The following is a 19,724-nucleotide window of genomic DNA, read 5'->3' on the forward strand; positions in this document are numbered from 1 at the left end:
CCGGTCAGGCCGCGCAGTCGCGGCAGATCGGGTTGCCCTGCTTGTCCTCCGCGGCGAGCTGGCTGCGGTGGTGGACCAGGAAGCAGCTCATGCACGTGAACTCGTCCTGCTGCTTGGGCAGCACGCGCACGGCGAGCTCTTCGTTGGACAGGTCGGCGCCGGGCAGTTCCAGGCCCTCGGCCTGCTCGAACTCGTCGACGTCGACCGCCGAGGCGGACTTGTCGTTCCGCCGCGACTTCAGCTCCTCGATGCTGTCCTCGTTGAGGTCGTCATCGGTCTTGCGTGGGGTGTCGTAATCCGTAGCCATTTTCGCTCTCCCCCTCTGGGTGTCTGCGGTGTCTCAGCGCTCGTAACGCGTGAGAGGCCGGACTTGTGCCCGACCTGAGGCGGAGATTTTGCCTCACATCAAGGTCTGTTACTCAATCGACACCCAAACGCACCCCTGAAGAGGTGATCGTTTTGGATGGCGATCAGGACCGTACACGGTCCGAATGTCGCACCTCGCGCAGCCCATCACCTGTACTTCCCGTGATCTGACCCTCCGAAAACCCGGACTTCCCCGGCATTTCGGCAAGCATGTGATCGCGGAGCGTAGATGGCTGGAATTTCGCGCCTGTGAGCGATCACACACACGAACACCGGCGGTCGGACCGGTGCAATTCCGCGCAAAGCGAACTCGGCGCAGAGGATCCCTGTCCACCCCCCGTTTCGTCAAGCCGGGGGGCGAGGACGGCGGACCGTCGTGCCGCGGGCCGGCGGACCGTCGTGCCGCGGGCCGGCGTACGGCCACGAGAAGGGCGATCGTACGCACAGATGTCCGAACCCCGCCGCCGGGGGCCGCCGACGCCTCCAGCGGCCGTACAGCGGCCCTGCCGCCCCCACGCCCGCCGTGGTGGGTCAGAGCGGGAGGACGACCCGCATCACCAGGCCGCCGCCCTCACGGGGCTCGGCCGTGATCGTCCCGTCATGCGCCCGCACCACCGAACGCACGATGGACAGCCCCAGGCCCACACCCTTGTCACTGCCGGTCCGCTCGGTGCGCAGCCGCCGGAACGGCTCGAAGAGGTTCTCCACCTCATACGCCGGCACCACCGGGCCGGTATTGGTGACCACCAGCACCGCACACCCCGCCTGCGGCTGTGTGGTGACCTCCACCCAGCCCCCGTCCGGCACGTTGTAGCGCACCGCGTTCTGCACCAGGTTCAGCGCGATGCGCTCCAGCAGGACGCCACTGCCCTGTACGAACACCTGCTGCCGTACCCCCCGCAGCTCCACCCCCTTGGCCTGCGCCTCCTCCCGCGTCTGGTCGAGAGCCTGCGAGGCCACCTCCGACAGGTCGACCGGCCGCTTGTCCACCACCTTGTTCTCACTACGGGCCAGCAACAGCAGCCCCTCCACCAGCTGCTCACTGCGCTCATTCGTCGCCAGCAGCGTCTTGCCCAGCTGCCGCAGCTCCGCACTCGCCCCCGGATCGGCCAGCTGAACCTCCAGCAGCGTCCGATTGATCGCCAGCGGCGTACGCAACTCATGCGAAGCATTGGCGACAAACCGCCGCTGTGACTCAAAAGCCTGGTCCAGCCGGTCCAGCATCTCGTCGAAGGTGTCCGCCAGCTCCTTCAGCTCGTCATCCGGACCCCCCAGCTCGATCCGCCGGTGGAGATCCGAACCCGCCACCCGCTGCGCGGTCCGGGTGATCCGCCCCAGCGGCGCCAGCACCCGCCCCGCCATCGCGTAACCGAACGCGAACGCCACCACCGTCAGACCCAGCAACGCCAGCAGAGAACGGTTGAGCAGGGTGTTGAGGGCCAGCGCGCGCTGATGCTGCAGGCACTCGTTGACGGCCTCCTGGAGGAGCGGGCCGGACGTCTGGGTCGGCAGATCGCAGAAGTCACTGGTGGCCTCGAACTTGCCGCCGAGGATCTTCAGGGGCAGCGCACTGCCGTCGTGCAGCGCGTCCGCGGCCAGCATGTAGATGATCGTCAGCAGCACGATGCCGGCCATCAGGAACATGCCGCCGTACAGCAGCGTGAGCCGTATCCGGATCGTGGGGCGGAGCCACGGGAACGGCCGGACGTTGACCGGCCGGGGGTCCCAGGTGGGCTTGGGCGGCATGGGCGGGGGCGGGCCGGGCGCCTTGGCGGAAGCTTTGGAGAACGAGGGCAGGGACGGCATCGTCGGTCAGATCCGGTATCCCGAGCCGGGGACAGTGACGATCACCGGGGGCTCGCCGAGCTTACGGCGCAGTGTCATGACCGTGACCCGTACGACGTTGGTGAACGGGTCGGTGTTCTCGTCCCAGGCCTTCTCCAGGAGCTGCTCGGCCGAGACGACCGTCCCCGCGCTGCGCATCAGGACCTCCAGCACCGCGAACTCCTTGGGGGCGAGCTGGACCTCCCGGCCGTCGCGGAACACCTCGCGGCGATTCGGGTCGAGCTTGATGCCGGCCCGCTCCAGGACGGGCGGCAGCGCGACGGTCGTACGCCGTCCCAGGGCCCGTACCCGGGCCGTGAGCTCGGTGAACGCGAACGGCTTGGGGAGGTAGTCGTCGGCGCCGATCTCCAGGCCCTCGACGCGGTCGCTGACGTCGCCGGAGGCGGTGAGCATCAGGACACGGGTGGGCAGCCCCATCTCGACGATCTTGCGGCAGACGTCGTCACCGTGGACGACCGGGAGGTCACGGTCGAGCACGACCACGTCGTAGTCGTTGACCTCGATGCGCTCCAGGGCGGCGGCGCCGTCGTAGACCACGTCGACGGCCATGGCCTCCCGGCGTAGTCCGGTGGCCACCGCATCGGCGAGCAGCTGCTCGTCCTCGACGACGAGAACACGCACGTCGCTAGTCCTTCCTCAGAGCCCACACGAGCGGGCGAAACACTGTACAGAGCCCTTCCATCCTGCCCCGAAGAGCCATAAACCGGCGGTAAGAGGGGGTTCCGCGGGAGTGGAGCCGGTGGCTCGCGGGGCCCGACGGACAGGATTCGTCGGCCGGTTGAGGTTTCCGTGCGGGTCCGGGTGGGGAGGACGACTCCACACCCGCGATCACGCCCTGTTCAAGTGGCGACCGATGAGCCATGACCTGATCCATCGCAGGGATCACGCCGTGATCGACCCACCCGTCGGCACACCCCCGTGCCACCGACCTACGACGAGGGGGCGCAACATGGACGCGTTCACCGCAGGCATTCTGCAGCGCATAGAGCAGACCACAGCTGACCGGGACCGGGCCCGCGCTGCGGGCGACGACTTCCTCGCCGAGATCGAGCAGGCCGAGCTGGAGGACCTGCACCGACTGGCGACCGAGCACGGTGTGCACTACGGGGCGGTCAGCAGCGCCTGACCGCCCTCCGGCCCACGACGACAGCGCCCCGGCGTCCAGCGGACGGTGCCGGGGCGCTGTCGCGCCCGCGGACGGGGCATGGACGGCGCGGCCAGTGCCCCTAGTCGTGCCAGGCGCCGAGCTCGTCCAGGAGCGGCTGGAGCTCGGCGAAGAGGGCCGGGGAGGCCGCGAGGGTCAGCTCGTGCGCGGCGGCCCGGCCGGGGCGGCCGCCGGTCCGCGCGCCGGCCTCCCGGGCGATCAGGGCGCCGGCCGCCAGATCCCACGGGTTCAGGCCCCGCTCGTAGTAGGCGTCGAGCCGGCCGCAGGCCACATCGCACAGATCGATCGCGGCCGAGCCGCCCCGCCGGATGTCGCGGACCCGCGGCAGCAGGGTGCGGACCACCTCGGCCTGGGCGGCCCGGCGGTCGGCGAGATAGCCGAAGCCGGTACCGAGCAGCGCCTCGGAGAGCGGCGGCGCGGGCCGGTGCCGGATGCGCTCGCCGTTGTTGAACGCGCCACGGCCCAGGACGGCCTGGTAGGTCTCACCGCGCATCGGGGCGGCGACGACCCCGACGACCACCTCGCCGTCCCGCTCCGCCGCGATGGACACCGCCCAGGCCGGCAGGCCGTAGAGGTAGTTGACGGTGCCGTCGACGGGGTCGATGACCCAGCGGATCCCGCTGGTGCCGTCGACGCTGGCGCCCTCCTCCCCCAGGAAGCCGTCGTCGGGGCGGCGCTCCCCGATGAAGCCGGTGATCAGCTTCTCGGAGGCGATGTCCATCTCGGTGACGACGTCGATGGGGCTGGTCTTCGTGGCGGCCACGCCGAGGTCGGCGGGCCGGCCGTCGCGCAGCAGGGCCCCGGCGCGGCGGGCGGCCTCCAGGGCGATGTCGAGGAGTTCGTCGTACAGCGCGTCGGTCTGCGTGGGGTCGGCGCCGCGGGGGTCGGTGCTTCGGGGGGCGTTGCTGCGGGGGTCGTGGTGCAGGCGGTCGGGCACGGTGCTCCTTGCTCGGCTGATATCGGGGGGGCGGCTGAGTAGGGGCCCGTACGGGCCATACGGCTCGTACGGGCCTGATACGGGTGGTCCGGGCCTGCTACGCGGGCGCCGGCGCGACCGGCCCCTGCCAGTCGGCGCCGGCCGCGGCCGGACGGGGCCGGCGCGCCGGGCAGCAGCCGGCCGGACACAGATCGTGGCCGGCGCCGAGCGCGCCCAGCGCGCAGCGCTCCGGGGCGCCGCCCCGCTCCGTCGCCGCGCGCTCCAGGAGGAGCCCACGGACGGCCGCGGCGAACCGGGGGTCGGCACCCACCGTCGCGGACCTGGCGACCGGCAGCCCCAGTTCGGCGGCCTTGGCGGTGGCCTCGGTGTCGAGGTCGTACTTCACCTCCATGTGGTCCGAGACGAAGCCGATGGGGGCCATCACGACGGCGGGGACACCGGCGGCGTGCCGCTCCTCCAGGTGGTCGCAGATGTCCGGCTCCAGCCACGGGATGTGCGGGGCGCCGCTGCGCGACTGGTAGACGAGCCGCCAGGGGTGGTCCACACCGGTCTCCTCCCGTACGGCGTCCGCGATCACCCGGGCCACGTCCAGGTGCTGGGCGACGTAGGCGCCTCCCGCACCGCCCTCGGTGTGGTCCTCGGGCGGGCCGGAGGTGTCGGCGGCCGCGGTCGGGATGGAGTGGGTGGTGAAGGCGATATGGGCGCCGTCGCGCACGTCGGCGGGGAGTCCGGCCAGGGACGCCAGGACGCCGTCGATCATCGGGCGGAGGAAACCGGGGTGGTTGAAGTAGTGCCGCAGCTTGTCGACCCGCGGCACGGGGAGACCCTCGGCCCGCAGGGCGGCGAGCGCGTCGGCGAGGTTCTCGCGGTACTGCCGGCAGCCGGAGTACGAGGCGTAGGCGCTGGTCGCCAGGGTGGCGATCCGGCGGTGGCCGTCGTGGACCATCGTGCGCAGGGTGTCGGTCAGGTACGGCGCCCAGTTGCGGTTGCCCCAGTAGACGGGCAGGTCCAGGCCGTGCTCGGCGAAGTCCGCGCGCAGGGCGTCCAGCAGCGCGCGGTTCTGGGCGTTGATCGGGCTCACCCCGCCGAACAGGAAGTAGTGCTGCCCCACCTCCCGGAGGCGCTCGCGGGGGATGCCGCGGCCCCGGGTGACGTTCTCCAGGAACGGGACGACGTCGTCGGGCCCTTCCGGGCCGCCGAAGGAGAGCAGCAGCAGGGCGTCATAGGGGCGGGGATCGCACTGTTCGGGCATGCCACCGATCCTGCCACCCTTCCCGCGGACGCGAAGGGCAGGTCCTGCCACCCTTCCCGCCGAGGAGAAGGGCAGGTCCTGCCACCCCTTCCTGCGGGGGCGAAAGGCAGGTCCCGGGCCGTACGGACACCCGCGACGGGGCGGGCGGACGACCATGTCATCGCTGTCGCCCTCTGTGGTGGGTGCGGAGGTCACTGGCATCATGCGCTCACACCAACGGCGGCCGCCCCGGTCGGCCCGCCCGGAGGGAGGGGACGTCACCATGGCAGTCAGCGACGCCGTCGGCGGCTCGGGAGGACGCGGTGGCCGGGGAGGGCCTGGCGCCGCGGCCCGGCCGTGGCGCAACTGGGCGGGCACCGTCACCGCCCGCCCCGCCCGGAGCGTGGCCCCGGCGAGCACCGAGGAGCTGGCGGCCGCGGTCCGCGCCGCCGCCGCTGACGGCCTGACCGTCAAGGCGGCCGGCACCGGCCATTCGTTCACTCCGGCCGCCGCCACCGACGGGCTGCTGGTCCGGCCCGAGCGGCTCACCGGGGTCCGCGCGGTCGACCGCGCGGCCGGTACGGTCACGGTCGCCGCCGGTACACCGCTCCGGCACCTCAACGAGACGCTGTCCGCCTACGGGCTCTCGCTCACCAACATGGGCGACATCATGGCGCAGACCGTCTCCGGGGCGACCAGCACCGGCACCCATGGCACCGGCCGCGACTCGGCCTCGCTCGCCGCCCAGATCACCGCTCTCGAACTGGTCACCGCCGACGGCACGGTGCTGACCTGCTCCGCCGAGGAGAACCCGGACGTGTTCGCGGCGGCCCGCCTGGGCCTGGGCGCGCTCGGTGTGATCAGCGAGCTCACCTTCGCCGTGGAGCCGGAGTTCCTGCTGACCGCCCGTGAGGAACCGATGCGGTACGCGGAGGTGACGGCGCGGTTCGACGAGCTGGCCGCCGAGAACGAGCACTTCGAGTTCTACTGGTTCCCGCACACCGGCAACTGCCGCACCAAGCGCAACAACCGCAGCCAGGGCCCCGCCGCGCCGCTCGGCAGGGTCGGCGGCTGGCTCGAGGACGAGCTGCTGTCCAACGGGGCGTTCCACGTCGCCTGCGCCGTCGGGCGGGCGGCCCCGGCCGCCATACCGCGCCTCGCCCGGCTCGCCGGCCGCGCGCTGTCGGCCCGTACGTACACCGACATCCCGTACAAGGTGTTCACCTCGCCGCGCCGGGTGCGGTTCGTGGAGATGGAGTACGCGCTGCCGCGCGCGGCCGCGCTCGCCGCGCTCGGTGAGCTGAAGGCGCTGGTGGAGCGCTCGGACTTCAGGGTCAGCTTTCCGGTGGAGGTGCGCACCGCACCGGCCGACGACATCCCGCTCTCCACCGCGTCCGGACGGGACACCGTCTATATCGCGGTGCACATGTACCGGGGCACGCCGTACCAGGCGTACTTCGCGGCCACTGAGCGGATCATGACGGCGTACGACGGGCGTCCGCACTGGGGCAAGCTGCACACCCGCGACGCCGCCCAGCTCGGCGACGCCTATCCGCGGTTCGCGGAGTTCGCCGCGGTACGCGACCGGCTGGACCCGGAGCGCCGGTTCGCCAATCCGTATCTGCGGCGGGTCCTGGGCGACTGAGGCGGGCCCTGGGGCCGGCCGGCGGCGAACAGCCGTGCCCCGGTGCCCCGAGCGGGGCAGCCGGGGCACGGCCGTCGCGGATCGCCGGGCCGGAACGGGCGGGGGCCCGCGCCGGGGTCAGGAAGCGCCCGGGTCCAGGGCCTGCTTCTGCGGATCCTGCTGCTTCTGCTGGGTCCCCTGGTCCTTGCCTCCGGTCGCGTCGCCGCCGGTGCCCGTGCCGCCGTCGCCGCCGGTCCCGCTGCCGCCGGTGCTGCTGCCGCCGTCGGTGCCGGTGCCGCCGTCGGCGGAGCCGCCCGGGGACGGCTTCGGGGACGGTGAGGTCTTCGGGTCCGGCGAGGAACCGCCCCCCGAGGAGTCGCCGGAACCGCCGCCGTCGGACGGCGTCGGCGTGGGGGTGCCGTGGTGCTTGCCGTCCTCGGCGCCGGTCCCCGTTCCGCTGTCGCCGGACGTGCCGGGATCCGGGCTGGAACCGTCGCCGTCGCCCTGCCGGCCGCCGTGCTCCGGTGTCCGGCCGGGGCCGGGCGACTGCGGGGTGCTGGGCTGGTGCCGCTTGGCTCCCCCGCCGCCGACGAACTGGCTCAGCGTGGTGGCACCCTGCCGGCCGTCCGCCGACTGATCGGTCAGCAGCTCCGTGGCCGTGACGCCGCCCATGGCGAGCGCGAAGACCGCGAGCGCGCCGAGCGCCGGCCGCTTCCAGCCGCGCAGCCGGGTGCCGTACGTCGTGGTGCTCAGCTCTTCGGGCGCTTCCACCTGGGGCATCGCCGCGGTGGCCGCCGGGCGGGGCGCGGCCTGGCCCAGCGCCATGGTCGCGTCGTCGAGCCGCCGCACCAGCTGGGTGCGGTCCGTGGGGTGGGCGTTCGCCGGATCGCGGCGGCGGGCCTGCTCGGCCCGCGGGACCAGCTGCGTACGGTCCGGGTCGGGCCCGGGGGTCCTGGCGACGGAGGTGATCCCGTCCTCCACGCCCTGCGTGCCCACGGTCGGCAGCGCCCTCGTGGGCGCGGGCGGGTCCGCGTCCTGCGCGACCCGGCCGGTGTCGTCACCTGTGCCGGTCGTGGCGGTTGTGGTGGTTGTGGATCGAGTACGGGAGGAGGAGCGGTGCGGCTTCGGGCGGGTGACGGCCGAGGCCTCCTTGATCTGTTCGCCGGTGCGCCGGAACAGGTGCTGGAATATCGAACCGCCGGTCGTGGCCAGGATGCTGACCACACCCGCGCCGAGGACGGTTCCGTACATACCGATCTGTCCCGCGAGGTACGCGGCGATGGCCGCGGCGAGTGCGCTGCCGGCAACCTGAGCCACGCTCAGGTCAATCCGCTTCCCCTTCTTCTTCGTGGCGGTTTCGGTTTCTTCGTCCATCTCCAACCTTTGTTAGCCCCTTCGATCCATGTTGCATGGAGAAGTGACCAATTGGCGTAGTCAATAGTTCCGAATCCGGGGGATCTGTGAAACTCGACACCAGCGTTGCTGGTAGAGACGCTGACAAGCCGACCCAACTCCGCCCCCCGGCCAGAACTTCAGCGGCGCGGCGGTCCACCTCCGTGGCCCGAATGGAGTACTGTGGCCAGCCCTGGCCCCGGTTCCCGTCCGGCTGCCCGGAACCCACGGGAGGGGCCCTGAAGGCGGTACTCACCCGGGGCGCCGCCGCTCGGCACGGGTGATCGGCGACAGGAAAAGCGGCATGGTCACCGAGTGTTGCGAACTGGTAACCGTGTCATAACGGCGTTTGAGGGCCAAGCCTCGACACGCCGGGCAACTCGGCAATGTTGTGGCAGGCTGCACCCGGGCAGGCCACACTCGACTAGCGGAAGCAGCGACGCACGTGACGTCGGCAGGCACCACCCGGGAGGTCCCCATGCCCGAACTGCGTGTCGTGGCCGTCTCCAACGACGGCACACGGCTGGTGCTCAAAGCTGCGGACAGCACCGAGTACACGCTTCCGATCGACGAACGGCTGCGCGCCGCGGTCCGCAACGACCGGGCGCGGCTCGGCCAGATCGAGATCGAGGTCGAGAGCCACCTCCGCCCACGGGACATCCAGGCCCGTATAAGGGCCGGTGCCTCCGCCGAGGAGGTCGCCCAGCTCGCCGGTATCCCCGTGGACCGGGTGCGCCGCTTCGAGGGCCCGGTGCTCGCCGAGCGCGCGTTCATGGCCGAGCGGGCCCGTAAGACACCGGTGCGGCGTCCCGGCGAGAACACCGGCCCGCAGCTCGGCGAGGCGGTCACGGAGCGGCTGCTGCTGCGCGGCGCCGACAAGGAGAGCGTCCAGTGGGACTCCTGGCGCCGGGACGACGGCACCTGGGAGGTGCTGCTGGTCTACCGCGTCGCGGCCGAACCGCACTCGGCGACCTGGACGTACGACCCGCCGCGCCGGCTCGTCCAGGCCGTGGACGACGAGGCGCGGGCACTGATCGGCGAGAGCGACGACACGCCCGAGCCGAGCTTCCCGTTCGTCCCCCGGATCGCCCGGCTGCCGCGCGACCGCCCGCTGGACCGCACCCTGGACCGCCAGACGTCCGAGCGCGGCGACCGCGGGGCGCAGACCGGCGGCGAGGAGAGCGACACCCGGAGCGGCGAGGAGGCCACCGGTGAGCGGGAGCGCGAGCGGGATTCGCTGACCAGCCTGCTGGAGGCGGTGCCGAGCTTCCGGGGCGACCTGGTCGTACCGGAGAGCGCCAAGACGCCGCAGAGCGACGAGGAGCCGGAGGCCGAGGTCGAGGAGCCGCCGGCGGCCAGCGCGGGCGCGGGTTCCGCCTACGCGGACGTCCTGATGCCGCGCGCGGTGGCCGGACACCGCGAACGGCTGACCGGGACGACGGACCGGCAGGCCGAGGCGGACGGCGTCCGGCCCGGCCGGCGGGCGGCGGTGCCCAGCTGGGACGAGATCGTCTTCGGGACCCGGCGGAAGAAGCCGGAGTAACGAACCCGGAGTAACGAACGGAGCGGCCGGAGCGACCGGTCCGGCCGTGGAGCCTCCTCGTCCGCCCGTCCCCTGCTTCCAGGGGGCGGGCGGACGGCGTACCGGCCCCGGGGCCGGTGCCGGGGCTCAGCCGGGCTGCGGGCCGGTGGCCACCGGACGGGACGGGTCGGCGCACCACTCGCTCCACGAGCCGACGTACAGCGCGGCGGGGATGCCGGCGACCGCGAGGGCCAGTACCTGATGGGCGGCGGAGACTCCGGAGCCGCAGTAGACGCCGACCTCGGTGTCCGACGTGGCGCCCAGTGCCGCGAAACGCCCGGCCAGCTCGGACGCGGGGCGGAAGACCGTGCTCCGCTCGGCGACGTTCTCGGTCGTCGGCGCGGACACCGCGCCCGGGATGTGGCCGGCGACCGGGTCGATGGGCTCGACCTCGCCGCGGTAGCGCTCGGCGGCCCGCGCGTCGAGGAGGACGCCGCGACGGGCCAGGGCGGCCGCGTCGTCCGCCGTCAGCACCGGCAGCGCGCCGGGCACCGGCGTGAAGTCACCCTCGGACGGATGCGGACGGTCGGGGCTCAGGGCGCCTCCGGACGCCTGCCAGGCGGCGAGGCCGCCGTCCAGGACCCGCACATCGGGGTGGCCGCTCCAGCGCAGCAGCCACCAGGCGCGGGCGGCCGCCCAGCCCTGGCCGCCGTCGTAGACGACCACGGGGCGGTCCGCGCGGACACCGGCGGCCCGCATCGCCTTCGCGAAGACGTCGAGGCGCGGGAGCGGATGGCGGCCGGCCGGTCCGGGTGCCCCGGCCAGCTCGTCGTCGAGGTCGACATAGACCGCGCCGGGCAGGTGGCCGGCCTCGTACGCGGGGCGGCCGGGCGGGCCGCCGAGCTGGTACCGCACGTCCAGGAGTACCGGCGGGGTGGGCTTCGCCAACTCGCTCGCGAGTTCGGTAGCGGTGATGATGGCATTCATGGGAGTCATCCTTGCGTAGCGACGACTACGCACGGAAGGCGGGTGCCCACCCTCCGTATGACGGAGTTGCGCGCTGCCGCAACGACGCCGAAACGGAAGTGAAATAACAAAACGGGCATTCTCCCTCGCGAACATGGCGCGGACGGCGCGGCCGGGGCGCACACCAGGTGGCAGGGTGCGAGCATCTGCTCGGGACCCGCGCCCGTACCGCACGTTTTCCGCACATGGTCAGCACACCGATGCTCCGAGGAGAGAGTGACAATGACGACCGAGGCAGCGACTCGGCGGATGCCCGGCGCGCCCTGCTGGGTGAGCCTCCTGGCCCACAGCCTGTCCGCGACGCAGGAGTTCTACGGCGCGCTGTTCGGCTGGGAGTTCCGCCCGGGGCCGCAGCATTTCGGTCCGTACTCCCGGGCCTTCCTCGACGGCAGGGAGGTCGCCGGAGTCGGCGAGCTGGCCCCCGACCGGGATCTCCCGGTCGCCTGGACCACCTATCTGGCCAGCGACGACGCGGATGCGACCGCGGAGCGGATCCGGTGCTGCGGCGGGACGGTGGGCGTCGGACCGCTGGACGCGGACGACGACGCGGGGCGGATGGCGATCGGCTCCGATCCACAGGGTGCGGTCTTCGGCATCTGGCAGGGCAAATCGATGATGGGCACCACGGTCACCGGCGAACCGGGCACACCGGTGTGGAACGAGCTGATCACCCAGGAGACCGCCGCCGTCGGCCCTTTCTACGAGCACGTCTTCGGCTACGAGGCGGAACCGGCGTCCCCGGCGGCCGGGGACGCCACGGGGGACGCGGGGGACGCGGACGATGCCGGCGGCGACGCCGACCGGGAAGCCGACCGGCTGACGCTGCTCCTCAAGGGCCGTGCGGTGGCCGGCATCCACGGCGTGGGCGCCCCCGCGCTCCGCGACCGCGGCCCCCACTGGATGACGTACTTCGCCGTGCCCAGTACGGACGCGGCAGCCCGCCGTATCACCGGGCTCGGCGGCCATGTCCTGACCCCCGCCCACGATTCCGCGCACGGCCGTCTGGCGACGGTCTCCGACACCGAGGGCGCGGTCTTCGCCATCGTCGAGCAGGGCTGAGGACGGAATTTCCGGGCGCGGCACACAGGGCGGGCGGGTGCGGCACATAAACCGGGTGCCACAAAAGCGAATAAGCAGAGAAACGAGAAACCTACCGAACGGTTTGTTACCTTCCGGGAGACGCCTCTCAGGAGACCACCGTGGAACGTTCCGCCCCCAGAAGCCGTTCGGCGCGGAATGGCGAGGTGTCCAGCCTTGCCAGCACTCCGGGAACGGCGACATTGGGGAGGATGAACTCCAGCAGCCGGGAGATTTCCCCGCAGAGGTCGGGCGGGTGCGGCACGGCCTCGGAAATGAGCTGAACGCCGGTCCAGGCACCGATCAACAACCGGGCCGCATCGGTCGGATCGATATGCGAATAGAGCTCGCCGCGCGCCTTGGCCTCCATCAACACCCCGCTGCCCAGCGCGATCCAGTCGGGCCAGCGGGTACCCAGCAGGCTGCGCGCCTTCGGGTCGACGGACAGCCGTATGCAGGCTTTGAGCAAGGGCTCCCTGGGCAACCGGTAGGCCAGGAGGAGCGAAATGTCCACCCATTCCTGGAGTTTGAAGGGCTGCGGTACCAGGCCTTCCGTGGTCACCCCCTCGGCGAGTACCCCGTGCGCCAGTTCCTCCTTCGACGTGAAGTGGAAGTACAGCGCGGCCCTGGTGAGTTGGGCACGCTCAAGAACAGCGGCAATCGTGGCGCCCTCGTAACCGTGCTCGTTGAAGATCTCTGCGGCGGCCTCCAGACAGGCCCTGCGCGTCGGGATCGCCCGTTCCTGTTTCGCCAACTCACGTCTCCCGTGACCAGTCGTTACGTCTGCCATTGAAAAAGACCGCAGAAGCGGTATTTTATCATCCGACTTCTTTCGGATACGCCGCGTCCAGCGGAACTTGATGGCCGGAAACCGCTGTTCACTTGCGTACGCGGCGGCATGACTCACCTACGTACACAGCGACATGACGGCGGGTCACCACCCCGTTCCGCCGCTCTTTCCGATGAACGTCCGGAACGCCGCCCGGGATTCCCCGGAAATGCGCACACCTCAAGAACGCGGAGAGGGTCTGCTGCACCGACGGGCACCGTCGTGGATCCGGCGAATTCTCGCTCACCGCCCCATGACCGGCTCCCCGAGGCGGGCGACGGTGCGGCCATCGGCCGCCCGGACGGATGTTCCGGCAGGGCGGTCCGGTGATCGCCCGTGCAGAATACGTGTGCCGCTGTCCCGCCGGACGGCGCTGCACGGTGGCCACTGCACCGTCAATCCAGAATTCCGCCGTCCAGGGGACCCGCCCCGCGGCCCCGGACATCGATGTCAGGGTCGCGGACGCCGCGCAGAGGGCGGGCGGACCGCCTTTCGTACCGCACCGGAGTACGCCCGCACCGGCCGGCGGAGGGGCGCTCGGACCGGCCGCGGGGCTGCCGTCACGTCCGCGCTTCGCGCGGGACCGGCAGGACGTCCGGCGACAGCGCACCGGCCTGCGCCGTCGCACTGGTCATCCGGCGCAGGTGGTGGCGCCGGCACAGCACCTCGTAACCGACCTCCCCCTGCGCCTGGTTGACGTCGCCGACCACCACCTGGGCGCCCTCGACCACCATCTCCCCGCCCACCGTACGCGCGTTGTGGGTGGCCCGGGCGCCGCACCAGCAGAGCGCCTCGACCTGCAGCGACTCGATGCGGTCGGCCAGCTCGATCAGGCGCCGGGAGCCCGGAAACAGATGTGTCCGAAAATCGGTGGTGATGCCGAACGCGAAGACGTCCAGCTCAAGGTCATCGACGATGCGCGCCAGCTGGTCGATCTGTGCGGGTGCGAGGAACTGGGCCTCGTCCACGATGACGTAGTCCGCCCGGGCGCCCCGGGACAGGTGAGCGACGAGGTAGGCGTAGAGGTCCATGGTCTCGTCGGCCTCGACCGCGTCCGTGACCAGCCCCAGCCGGGACGAGAGGCGGCCCTCGCCCGCCCGGTCGTCACGGGTGAAAATCACTCCCTGCAGCCCGCGGGCGGAGCGGTTGTGCCCGATCTGCAGCGCCAGGGTGCTCTTCCCGCAGTCCATGGTTCCCGAGAAAAATACCAATTCGGACATGGGGGTGGGGATGGCCTTTCGGTGGGATCGGACGGAGCGTCGAAGGTCGGAGGAGCGGCGGGGCCGCGGGTCGGAGCCGGCGGTGTCCTGCCGGGCACGAAGTGCCCCGGCGAGGGAAGTCCGGTGGGATTCCGGTGGGATCAGGTGCGGACTTCGGTCAGGTGCGGACTTCCAGGAGCGGCACCAGCTGCTCCACGGGGGTCATCGAGCCGTGCATCCCGACCATCTCCGATTCACGGGGCTCCCGTTCGGTCGCGATGATCACCATGTCGGCGTGCGCGGCCGCCACGACATCACCGATCCGGGCCCGTACCCGGTCGTCGACCCGCGGCCCGAACCAGCCGGCGGCGATGGCCTCGTCGCGGCTCGCCACCCACATCCGGTCACCGACCACTTCCCGCCATACGGCGAGCACATCGGCGGCGGCGCCATGGTGGGCGTACACATGCCGGGCCCGGCCCTCACCACCCAACAGGCGTACCCCGGCGCGCAGTTCCCAGTCCTCGTCGAAGTCGACGCGGGACTCGGGGTCGAACGGGATGTCGATCATGCCGTGATCGGCGGTGACGTAGAGGGCGCTGCGCGGCGGGAGTTGTTCGGCCAGCCGCTGCGCGAGCCGGTCGACATACATCAACTGGCCGCGCCAGGCGTCGGAGTCGACGCCGTAGCGGTGCCCCTTGCCGTCGACCTCGGAGTAGTACGTGTAGACCAGCGAGCGGTCGCCGGCGGCGAGCTGCGCGGCGGCGAGGTCCATCCGCTCCTCACCGGAGAGCCGGCCGTGGAAGGTGCCGCCGCTGAGCGCGACCTTGGTGAGCGGAGTGTGCTCGAAGTCCGGCGCGGAGACCTGGCAGGTGTGGACCCCGGCGGCGTCCGCGAGCTGGAAGACCGTCGGGTGGGGCTGCCAGACGTACGGGTCGGTCCACGGGTACCAGCGGAGCTGGTTCATCAGGGCGCCGGTGGCCGGGTCCTCACAGGTGTAACCGGGCAGGCCGTGGGCGCCCGGCGGCAGGCCGGTGCCGACCGAGGCCAGCGAGGTGGCCGTGGTGGCGGGGAAACCCGTGGTGAGCGGGCGTCCGGTGCCGTTGAGCGAGGTCCCCAGGAGTGAGGTGAGGAACGGCGCCTCCTCCGGGTGGGCGCGCAGCTGCTCCCAGCCGAGGCCGTCGATCAGGAAGACACAGGCCCGGTCGGCGGGGGCGAGCTCCATCGTGGCGGAGAGTTCGCGGACGCCGAGGCCCGCGGCGATGGTGGGCAGCAGATCCGAGAGCGAGCCTCTGCCGTACCGGGGCACCGGGGCGCCGAGCGGGTCGAGCGGTTCGGGTTCCGGCCAGGCGGGGGCGAGACCGGCCATCAGCGGGTCGTGGTGGTGGCCGCGGTGGCCTCGGAGAGCGCCTGTGCGAAGGCGAGCGTCTCACGCACCGAGTCCGGGCCGTCGCCGGCCTCGCTGACCCGCAGCGAGAGGTCGTCGGCGGTGGACGAGCCGGTGTAGCCGTGGTCCGCCTCGCAGTTGGGGTCGCCGCAGGCGGCGGGCTCCAGGTCCAGGCGGGCGACGGCGCCCCAGCCGATGGTCAGCACGACCTCGCGGGGCAGCTGGCCCGGGGTGTACGACTCGGGGTTGGCGACCACGCGGCTGAGCACCACGGAGGAGATCCGGTCCAGCTTGACGGACTCGGTGGAGGTGGTGGCGTACGGGGAGGGGGAGGTGGCGTCGGCGGCCTGTTCGTCGGTGTGGCTGACGATGAAGCGGGTGCCGGTCAGGACCAGGACCGTGACGTGCCGGCGGACCTCGTTGGCGTCGAAGGTCGTCTCCTGATGGACGAGGTACGACACCACCGGCTCGCTGCCCACGGCGGCCTGCACCGCCTCGGCCACGAGCGTCGGGTAGTAGCCACTGCGCTCGATCGCCGCGCGCAGCCCCTGTGTCGTCGTACCGGTCTTCGCCATGGGGTCCATCCTACGGGGCCTGACGGGAGGCACGAGCCCCATGGGACGGGCCGGCCCCGATGGGCACCGCCCGGCCTGGTGAGGGGGCCCGGCAGGGGCCTAATAGGCGGGCAGGCGGCGGGGGCCCAGGTCGGTGGTGACGGGCGCGGGGGCGAGCCGGACGGCCGCGTCCAGGACGGAGATCCCTTGTGGTGCGACGACGACCGGTTCGAGATCCACGGCGACGACCTCGGGGTGGTCGTCGACGAGGCGGGAGACCCGGAGCAGCAGTTCGGCCAGCGCGGCGGTGTCGACCGGCTGGGAGCCGCGCCAGCCGAAGAGCAGCGGGGCGGCGCGGATCGCGCGGATCTGCTCGGCGACCTCGCGGTCCGTGGCCGGGATGAGGCGGTGGGCGACATCGCCGAGCAGCTGGGAGGGGGCGCCGGCCAGGCCGAAGGAGAGCACGGCGCCGGCGGCCGGGTCGATGGCGGCGCGGATGACCGTGTCGACACCGCGCGGCACCATCGACTGGACGACCGGACGCAGCTCCTCCGGCGAGCCGAGGAAGTCCGTCAACTCCGCGTAGACACGCCGGAGTTCGCCCTCACCGGCGATGTCCAGGCGGACTCCGCCGAGGTCGGCGCGGTGCCGCAGATGGGGGGCGGTGGTCTTCAGGGCCACCGGATAGCCCAGGTGGGCCGCGGCGCGCACGGCGCTGTCCGGGTCGGGGGCCGGGAGGACGGGGTGGGTGTGGATGCCGTAGCGGGTGAGCAGGGCAGCGGCGTCCTTGGGGGGCACCGCGACCGAGCGGCCGGTGGGTACGCCGGGAGCGAGCCGGCCGAGGAGGCGATCGATATCGGCCCCGGCCGCCGCCTCCTGGATGTCGTCGTACTCGGGCACCCGGCCCGGCTCGGCCGCGTCCCGGCGCCAGGCGGCGTACCGGACGGCCTCGGCGAGGGCGCGTACGGCGCGCTCGGCGGCCGGGTACGCGGGGATGCGGAGGGGAGCGCTCCGGCGCTGGGGCGGTGCGGGGGCGGCCGCGGCGTCGTGGGCCGGGGACGCCGCCATGGCGGCCGGCGGCGGGCCCGGCGGGATCGGTGGGCGTACGGCGGCCGCTCCCCGCGGATGCCGCGCGTACTGCTGCGCTGCCGGTGCGTCCGGCGGGGATCCGGCGGGCCGGGCGGCGGGCGGCTCGGGGGTGCTCGTCCCCGCAGGCGGCTCCGGCTCCGGGGCCGGGGCCGCCAGGGTCGTGGCGAGGCCGTCCATCGCCAGGTGGACGACGGTGACCGGCTTGTGCGGATGGGACGCGGCCGCGCCGCGCAGGGCGGCGGCGAGCGCGGCGCCCTCGCTGCCGGGCGGGGCGGGCCCGTCCTGCTCCCCCACCCACGGGATCGCCGTGACGATCACGGCATCGCAGCCGTCGCCCGCCAGGGTCTCGGCGAGTGCGGTACGGAAGTCGTCCGGCCGCGCCGCGGAGTCCAGGACACGGGGGTGCAGCGGCCGCAGCCGCTCGGTCAGGCAGGCGTCGTAGGCGAGCAGCGCCAGCGCCTCGGAATTGCCCAGGATCGCGATGCGCGGGCCGGCGGGCAGCGGCTGGGAGGCCAGCAGCAGCCCGGCGTCGATCAGCTCGGTGACCGTGTCGACGCGGATCACACCGGCCTGGCGCATGAGCGCGGCGACCGTGCTGTCCGGGACCTGGACCGTGGGCACGGTGTGCCCGAGCGGTGCCGTGCCGTTGTGCCGGGCCCCCTTGGCGACCACGACCGGTTTGACGGCGGCGGTGCGCCGGGCGAGCCGGGCGAACTTGCGCGGGTTGCCGATGGACTCCAGATAGAGGATCACGACGTCGGTGTCGGGGTCGTCGTACCAGTACTGGAGCAGGTCGTTGCCGGAGACGTCGGCGCGGTTGCCGGCCGAGACGAAGGACGAGATTCCGGCGATCCCGCCATCCCCGGGGCCACGTTCATGGAGCCCGCTGAGCAGGGCGATGCCGATGGCGCCGGACTGGGTGAACAGGCCGATGTGGCCGGCACCCGGCAGCTGCGGGGCGAGGGAGGCGTTCATCCGGACGCCGGCGGCGGTGTTGATCAGTCCGAAGGCATTCGGCCCGATGAGCCGCATGCCGTACGAGCGGGCCTGGCGGAGCAGGGCGCGCTGCCGCTCCCGGCCCTCCGGGCCCGCCTCGGCGTAACCGGAGGAGAGGATCAGCACGCCCTGGACGCCGTGTTCACCGCAGTCGCGGACCACGTCGGGGACACGGTCCGCCGGGACGGCGATGACCGCGAGATCGACCGGATCGGGGATCTCCCGCAGGGCGCGGACGGCCGGCACTCCCTCCGGGTCCAGCCGTCGCAGGTCTTCGGGGAAGGCGTGGTTGACGGCGTGCACCCGGCCCGTGAAGCCGCAGCCGAGGAGGTTGCGCAGGACGGTACGGCCGATGCCGCCGGGCGTGCGGCCGGTCCCGATGACGGCGACCGAGCCGGGGGCGAGCAGCCGCTGCACGGAGCGCGCCTCGGCGCGCTGCTCGCGGCCGCGCATCACGGCCATGGACTGCTCGGTGGGCTCCAGGTCGAACTCCAGGCGGACCACGCCGTCCTCGAAGGTGCGCTGCTGCGTGTAGCCGGCATCCGTGAACACCTTGATCATTTTGGAGTTCGCGGGCAGCACCTCGGCGGCGAACCTGCGGATGCCGCGCTCACGGGCGACGGCCGCGATGTGCTCCAGGAGGGCGGAGGCGACCCCGCGGCCCTGGTGGGCGTCCTGGACGAGGAAGGCGACCTCGGCCTGGTCGTCGTCCGGGCTCTTGGCGGGCAGCCCCTGGTCGTTGATCCGGTCGTAGCGGACGGTGGCGATGAACTCCCCGCCGACGGTGGCGGCGAGGCCGACCCGGTCGATGTAGTCGTGATGGGTGAAGCGGCGCACATCGCGGTCGGACAACCGGGGGTAGGGCGCGAAGAAGCGGTAGTACTTCGACTCGTCCGAGACCTGTTCGTAGAACGAGACCAGCCGCTCGGCGTCGGCGGGGGTGATGGGACGGATCCGTGCCGTGCCGCCGTCGCGCAGCACCACGTCGGCTTCCCAGTGCGACGGGTACGCGTGGTCGGGCGGCTTGTGCATGCGGACAGAGTACGACCGGGCACCGACAACCGGCCCTGCCCACGTACCCTCGGGGGTCACCCGGACAGCCGTCGGAGCACTTCCGGCAGCGTGCGAGAATGGTCTAGACAACTCTCTCGACTTTGAAGGGCAACACCATGGCTGAGCGCCGCGTCACTGTCGGTTGGACCGAGGGGCTGCACGCCCGCCCCGCGTCGATCTTCGTCCGTGCGGCCACTGCCTCCGGCGTCCCGATGACGATCGCCAAGGCGGACGGCAACCCGGTCAACGCGGCCTCCATGCTGGCGGTCCTGGGCCTGGGCGCCCAGGGCGGCGAGGAGATCGTGCTGGCCTCGGACGCCGAGGGTGCCGAAGCGGCGCTCGACCGCCTGGCGAAGCTGGTGGCCGAGGGTCTCGAGGAGCTCCCCGAGACCGTCTGAGTCCTCCCGGGTCCGGCAGTGGCCCGTGCGATAT

General features: G+C 72.4%; 17 protein-coding genes. 5 read left to right on the plus strand and 12 right to left on the minus strand.

What is annotated here, in order from left to right; genetic code table 11:
- Window positions 1-4 precede the first annotated feature (4 nt).
- The 3 genes from AZE13_RS23745 to AZE13_RS23755 all read right to left on the minus strand — a co-directional run bounded on the left by AZE13_RS23745 (window position 5) and on the right by AZE13_RS23755 (window position 2,832).
- Window positions 5-307, minus strand: coding sequence for a DUF4193 domain-containing protein (locus AZE13_RS23745; RefSeq protein WP_066935643.1), 303 nt, complete (start codon window positions 305-307; stop codon window positions 5-7).
- Between the two features lie 590 nt (window positions 308-897).
- On the minus strand, window positions 898-2,172 hold the full coding sequence (locus AZE13_RS23750) for a sensor histidine kinase (RefSeq protein WP_066935645.1): 1,275 nt from the start codon (window positions 2,170-2,172) through the stop codon (window positions 898-900).
- Window positions 2,173-2,178: 6 nt separating this feature from the next.
- Window positions 2,179-2,832 (minus strand): response regulator transcription factor, encoded by a 654-nt coding sequence (locus AZE13_RS23755; protein WP_066935648.1) that lies wholly within the window; start codon window positions 2,830-2,832, stop codon window positions 2,179-2,181.
- Between the two features lie 328 nt (window positions 2,833-3,160).
- Between AZE13_RS23755 and AZE13_RS37085 the strand changes: the two genes are divergently transcribed.
- Window positions 3,161-3,337, plus strand: a complete 177-nt coding sequence (locus tag AZE13_RS37085; RefSeq protein ID WP_181690427.1) for a hypothetical protein — start codon at window positions 3,161-3,163, stop codon at window positions 3,335-3,337.
- A gap of 100 nt (window positions 3,338-3,437) precedes the next feature.
- On the opposite strand, the gene AZE13_RS23760 is transcribed toward AZE13_RS37085, so the two are convergent.
- Window positions 3,438-4,226, minus strand: a complete 789-nt coding sequence (locus AZE13_RS23760) for an inositol monophosphatase family protein (RefSeq protein WP_398780211.1) — start codon at window positions 4,224-4,226, stop codon at window positions 3,438-3,440.
- Between the two features lie 184 nt (window positions 4,227-4,410).
- Entirely contained in the window at window positions 4,411-5,565 is a 1,155-nt protein-coding gene (locus tag AZE13_RS23765; RefSeq protein ID WP_066935654.1) for a ferrochelatase, read from the minus strand.
- Window positions 5,566-5,827: 262 nt separating this feature from the next.
- On the opposite strand from AZE13_RS23765, the gene AZE13_RS23770 reads away from it, so the two are divergent.
- The gene (locus tag AZE13_RS23770) at window positions 5,828-7,189 is read left to right on the plus strand and encodes a D-arabinono-1,4-lactone oxidase (RefSeq protein WP_066935657.1); all 1,362 of its coding nucleotides are present in this window, start codon (window positions 5,828-5,830) and stop codon (window positions 7,187-7,189) included.
- 117 nt (window positions 7,190-7,306) lie between these two features.
- On the opposite strand, the gene AZE13_RS23775 is transcribed toward AZE13_RS23770, so the two are convergent.
- Window positions 7,307-8,542: a hypothetical protein gene (locus AZE13_RS23775; protein WP_066935660.1), complete on the minus strand. Its 1,236-nt coding sequence runs from the start codon at window positions 8,540-8,542 to the stop codon at window positions 7,307-7,309.
- Between the two features lie 496 nt (window positions 8,543-9,038).
- Here AZE13_RS23775 and sepH point away from each other — a divergent pair, with 496 nt between their 5' ends.
- Window positions 9,039-10,103 (plus strand): septation protein SepH, encoded by a 1,065-nt coding sequence (gene sepH, locus AZE13_RS23780; protein ID WP_079124320.1) that lies wholly within the window; start codon window positions 9,039-9,041, stop codon window positions 10,101-10,103.
- 126 nt (window positions 10,104-10,229) lie between these two features.
- Here the strand turns inward: sepH and AZE13_RS23785 are convergent, their stop codons facing one another.
- The gene (locus AZE13_RS23785) at window positions 10,230-11,069 is read right to left on the minus strand and encodes a sulfurtransferase (RefSeq protein WP_066935666.1); all 840 of its coding nucleotides are present in this window, start codon (window positions 11,067-11,069) and stop codon (window positions 10,230-10,232) included.
- A 261-nt stretch (window positions 11,070-11,330) separates the two neighbouring features.
- Here AZE13_RS23785 and AZE13_RS23790 point away from each other — a divergent pair, with 261 nt between their 5' ends.
- The gene (locus tag AZE13_RS23790) at window positions 11,331-12,167 is read left to right on the plus strand and encodes a VOC family protein (protein WP_066935669.1); all 837 of its coding nucleotides are present in this window, start codon (window positions 11,331-11,333) and stop codon (window positions 12,165-12,167) included.
- Between the two features lie 127 nt (window positions 12,168-12,294).
- On the opposite strand, the gene AZE13_RS23795 is transcribed toward AZE13_RS23790, so the two are convergent.
- The 5 genes from AZE13_RS23795 to AZE13_RS23815 form a co-directional block, all read right to left on the minus strand.
- Window positions 12,295-12,939 carry a ScbR family autoregulator-binding transcription factor gene (locus AZE13_RS23795; protein ID WP_066935672.1) on the minus strand — a complete coding sequence of 215 codons (645 nt, stop codon included), beginning with the start codon at window positions 12,937-12,939 and terminating at the stop codon, window positions 12,295-12,297.
- Between the two features lie 635 nt (window positions 12,940-13,574).
- Window positions 13,575-14,234: a thymidine kinase gene (locus tag AZE13_RS23800; protein WP_066935675.1), complete on the minus strand. Its 660-nt coding sequence runs from the start codon at window positions 14,232-14,234 to the stop codon at window positions 13,575-13,577.
- Window positions 14,235-14,391: 157 nt separating this feature from the next.
- Window positions 14,392-15,582, minus strand: a complete 1,191-nt coding sequence (locus AZE13_RS23805; RefSeq protein WP_066935678.1) for an alkaline phosphatase family protein — start codon at window positions 15,580-15,582, stop codon at window positions 14,392-14,394.
- Complete coding sequence (locus AZE13_RS23810) at window positions 15,582-16,175, minus strand: DUF5998 family protein (protein ID WP_066935682.1); 594 nt, start codon at window positions 16,173-16,175, stop codon at window positions 15,582-15,584. Before AZE13_RS23810 ends, AZE13_RS23805 begins: the two co-directional genes overlap by 1 nt.
- 99 nt (window positions 16,176-16,274) lie before the next feature.
- Complete coding sequence (locus tag AZE13_RS23815) at window positions 16,275-19,271, minus strand: bifunctional GNAT family N-acetyltransferase/acetate--CoA ligase family protein (RefSeq protein WP_066935686.1); 2,997 nt, start codon at window positions 19,269-19,271, stop codon at window positions 16,275-16,277.
- 137 nt (window positions 19,272-19,408) lie between these two features.
- On the opposite strand from AZE13_RS23815, the gene AZE13_RS23820 reads away from it, so the two are divergent.
- Complete coding sequence (locus AZE13_RS23820) at window positions 19,409-19,690, plus strand: HPr family phosphocarrier protein (protein WP_066935914.1); 282 nt, start codon at window positions 19,409-19,411, stop codon at window positions 19,688-19,690.
- Window positions 19,691-19,724 lie beyond the last annotated feature (34 nt).

Origin of the sequence: Streptomyces sp. NBRC 110611, from assembly GCF_001590865.1 — a bacterium.
In the GTDB taxonomy this organism is placed as follows: domain Bacteria; phylum Actinomycetota; class Actinomycetes; order Streptomycetales; family Streptomycetaceae; genus Streptomyces.

Excerpts from the sequence above, each read along its gene's own strand:
- AZE13_RS23770 (WP_066935657.1), top strand. The coding sequence starts at position 5,828 with ATGGCAGTCAGCGACGCCGTCGGCGGCTCGGGAGGACGCGGTGGCCGG.
- AZE13_RS23815 (WP_066935686.1), bottom strand. The coding sequence starts at position 19,271 with ATGCACAAGCCGCCCGACCACGCGTACCCGTCGCACTGGGAAGCCGAC.
- AZE13_RS23775 (WP_066935660.1), bottom strand. The coding sequence starts at position 8,542 with ATGGACGAAGAAACCGAAACCGCCACGAAGAAGAAGGGGAAGCGGATT.
- sepH (WP_079124320.1), top strand. The coding sequence starts at position 9,039 with ATGCCCGAACTGCGTGTCGTGGCCGTCTCCAACGACGGCACACGGCTG.
- AZE13_RS23800 (WP_066935675.1), bottom strand. The coding sequence starts at position 14,234 with ATGTCCGAATTGGTATTTTTCTCGGGAACCATGGACTGCGGGAAGAGC.
- AZE13_RS23785 (WP_066935666.1), bottom strand. The coding sequence starts at position 11,069 with ATGAATGCCATCATCACCGCTACCGAACTCGCGAGCGAGTTGGCGAAG.
- AZE13_RS23790 (WP_066935669.1), top strand. The coding sequence starts at position 11,331 with ATGACGACCGAGGCAGCGACTCGGCGGATGCCCGGCGCGCCCTGCTGG.
- AZE13_RS37085 (WP_181690427.1), top strand. The coding sequence starts at position 3,161 with ATGGACGCGTTCACCGCAGGCATTCTGCAGCGCATAGAGCAGACCACA.
- AZE13_RS23810 (WP_066935682.1), bottom strand. The coding sequence starts at position 16,175 with ATGGCGAAGACCGGTACGACGACACAGGGGCTGCGCGCGGCGATCGAG.
- AZE13_RS23745 (WP_066935643.1), bottom strand. The coding sequence starts at position 307 with ATGGCTACGGATTACGACACCCCACGCAAGACCGATGACGACCTCAAC.
- AZE13_RS23750 (WP_066935645.1), bottom strand. The coding sequence starts at position 2,172 with ATGCCGTCCCTGCCCTCGTTCTCCAAAGCTTCCGCCAAGGCGCCCGGC.
- AZE13_RS23805 (WP_066935678.1), bottom strand. The coding sequence starts at position 15,582 with ATGGCCGGTCTCGCCCCCGCCTGGCCGGAACCCGAACCGCTCGACCCG.
- AZE13_RS23765 (WP_066935654.1), bottom strand. The coding sequence starts at position 5,565 with ATGCCCGAACAGTGCGATCCCCGCCCCTATGACGCCCTGCTGCTGCTC.
- AZE13_RS23820 (WP_066935914.1), top strand. The coding sequence starts at position 19,409 with ATGGCTGAGCGCCGCGTCACTGTCGGTTGGACCGAGGGGCTGCACGCC.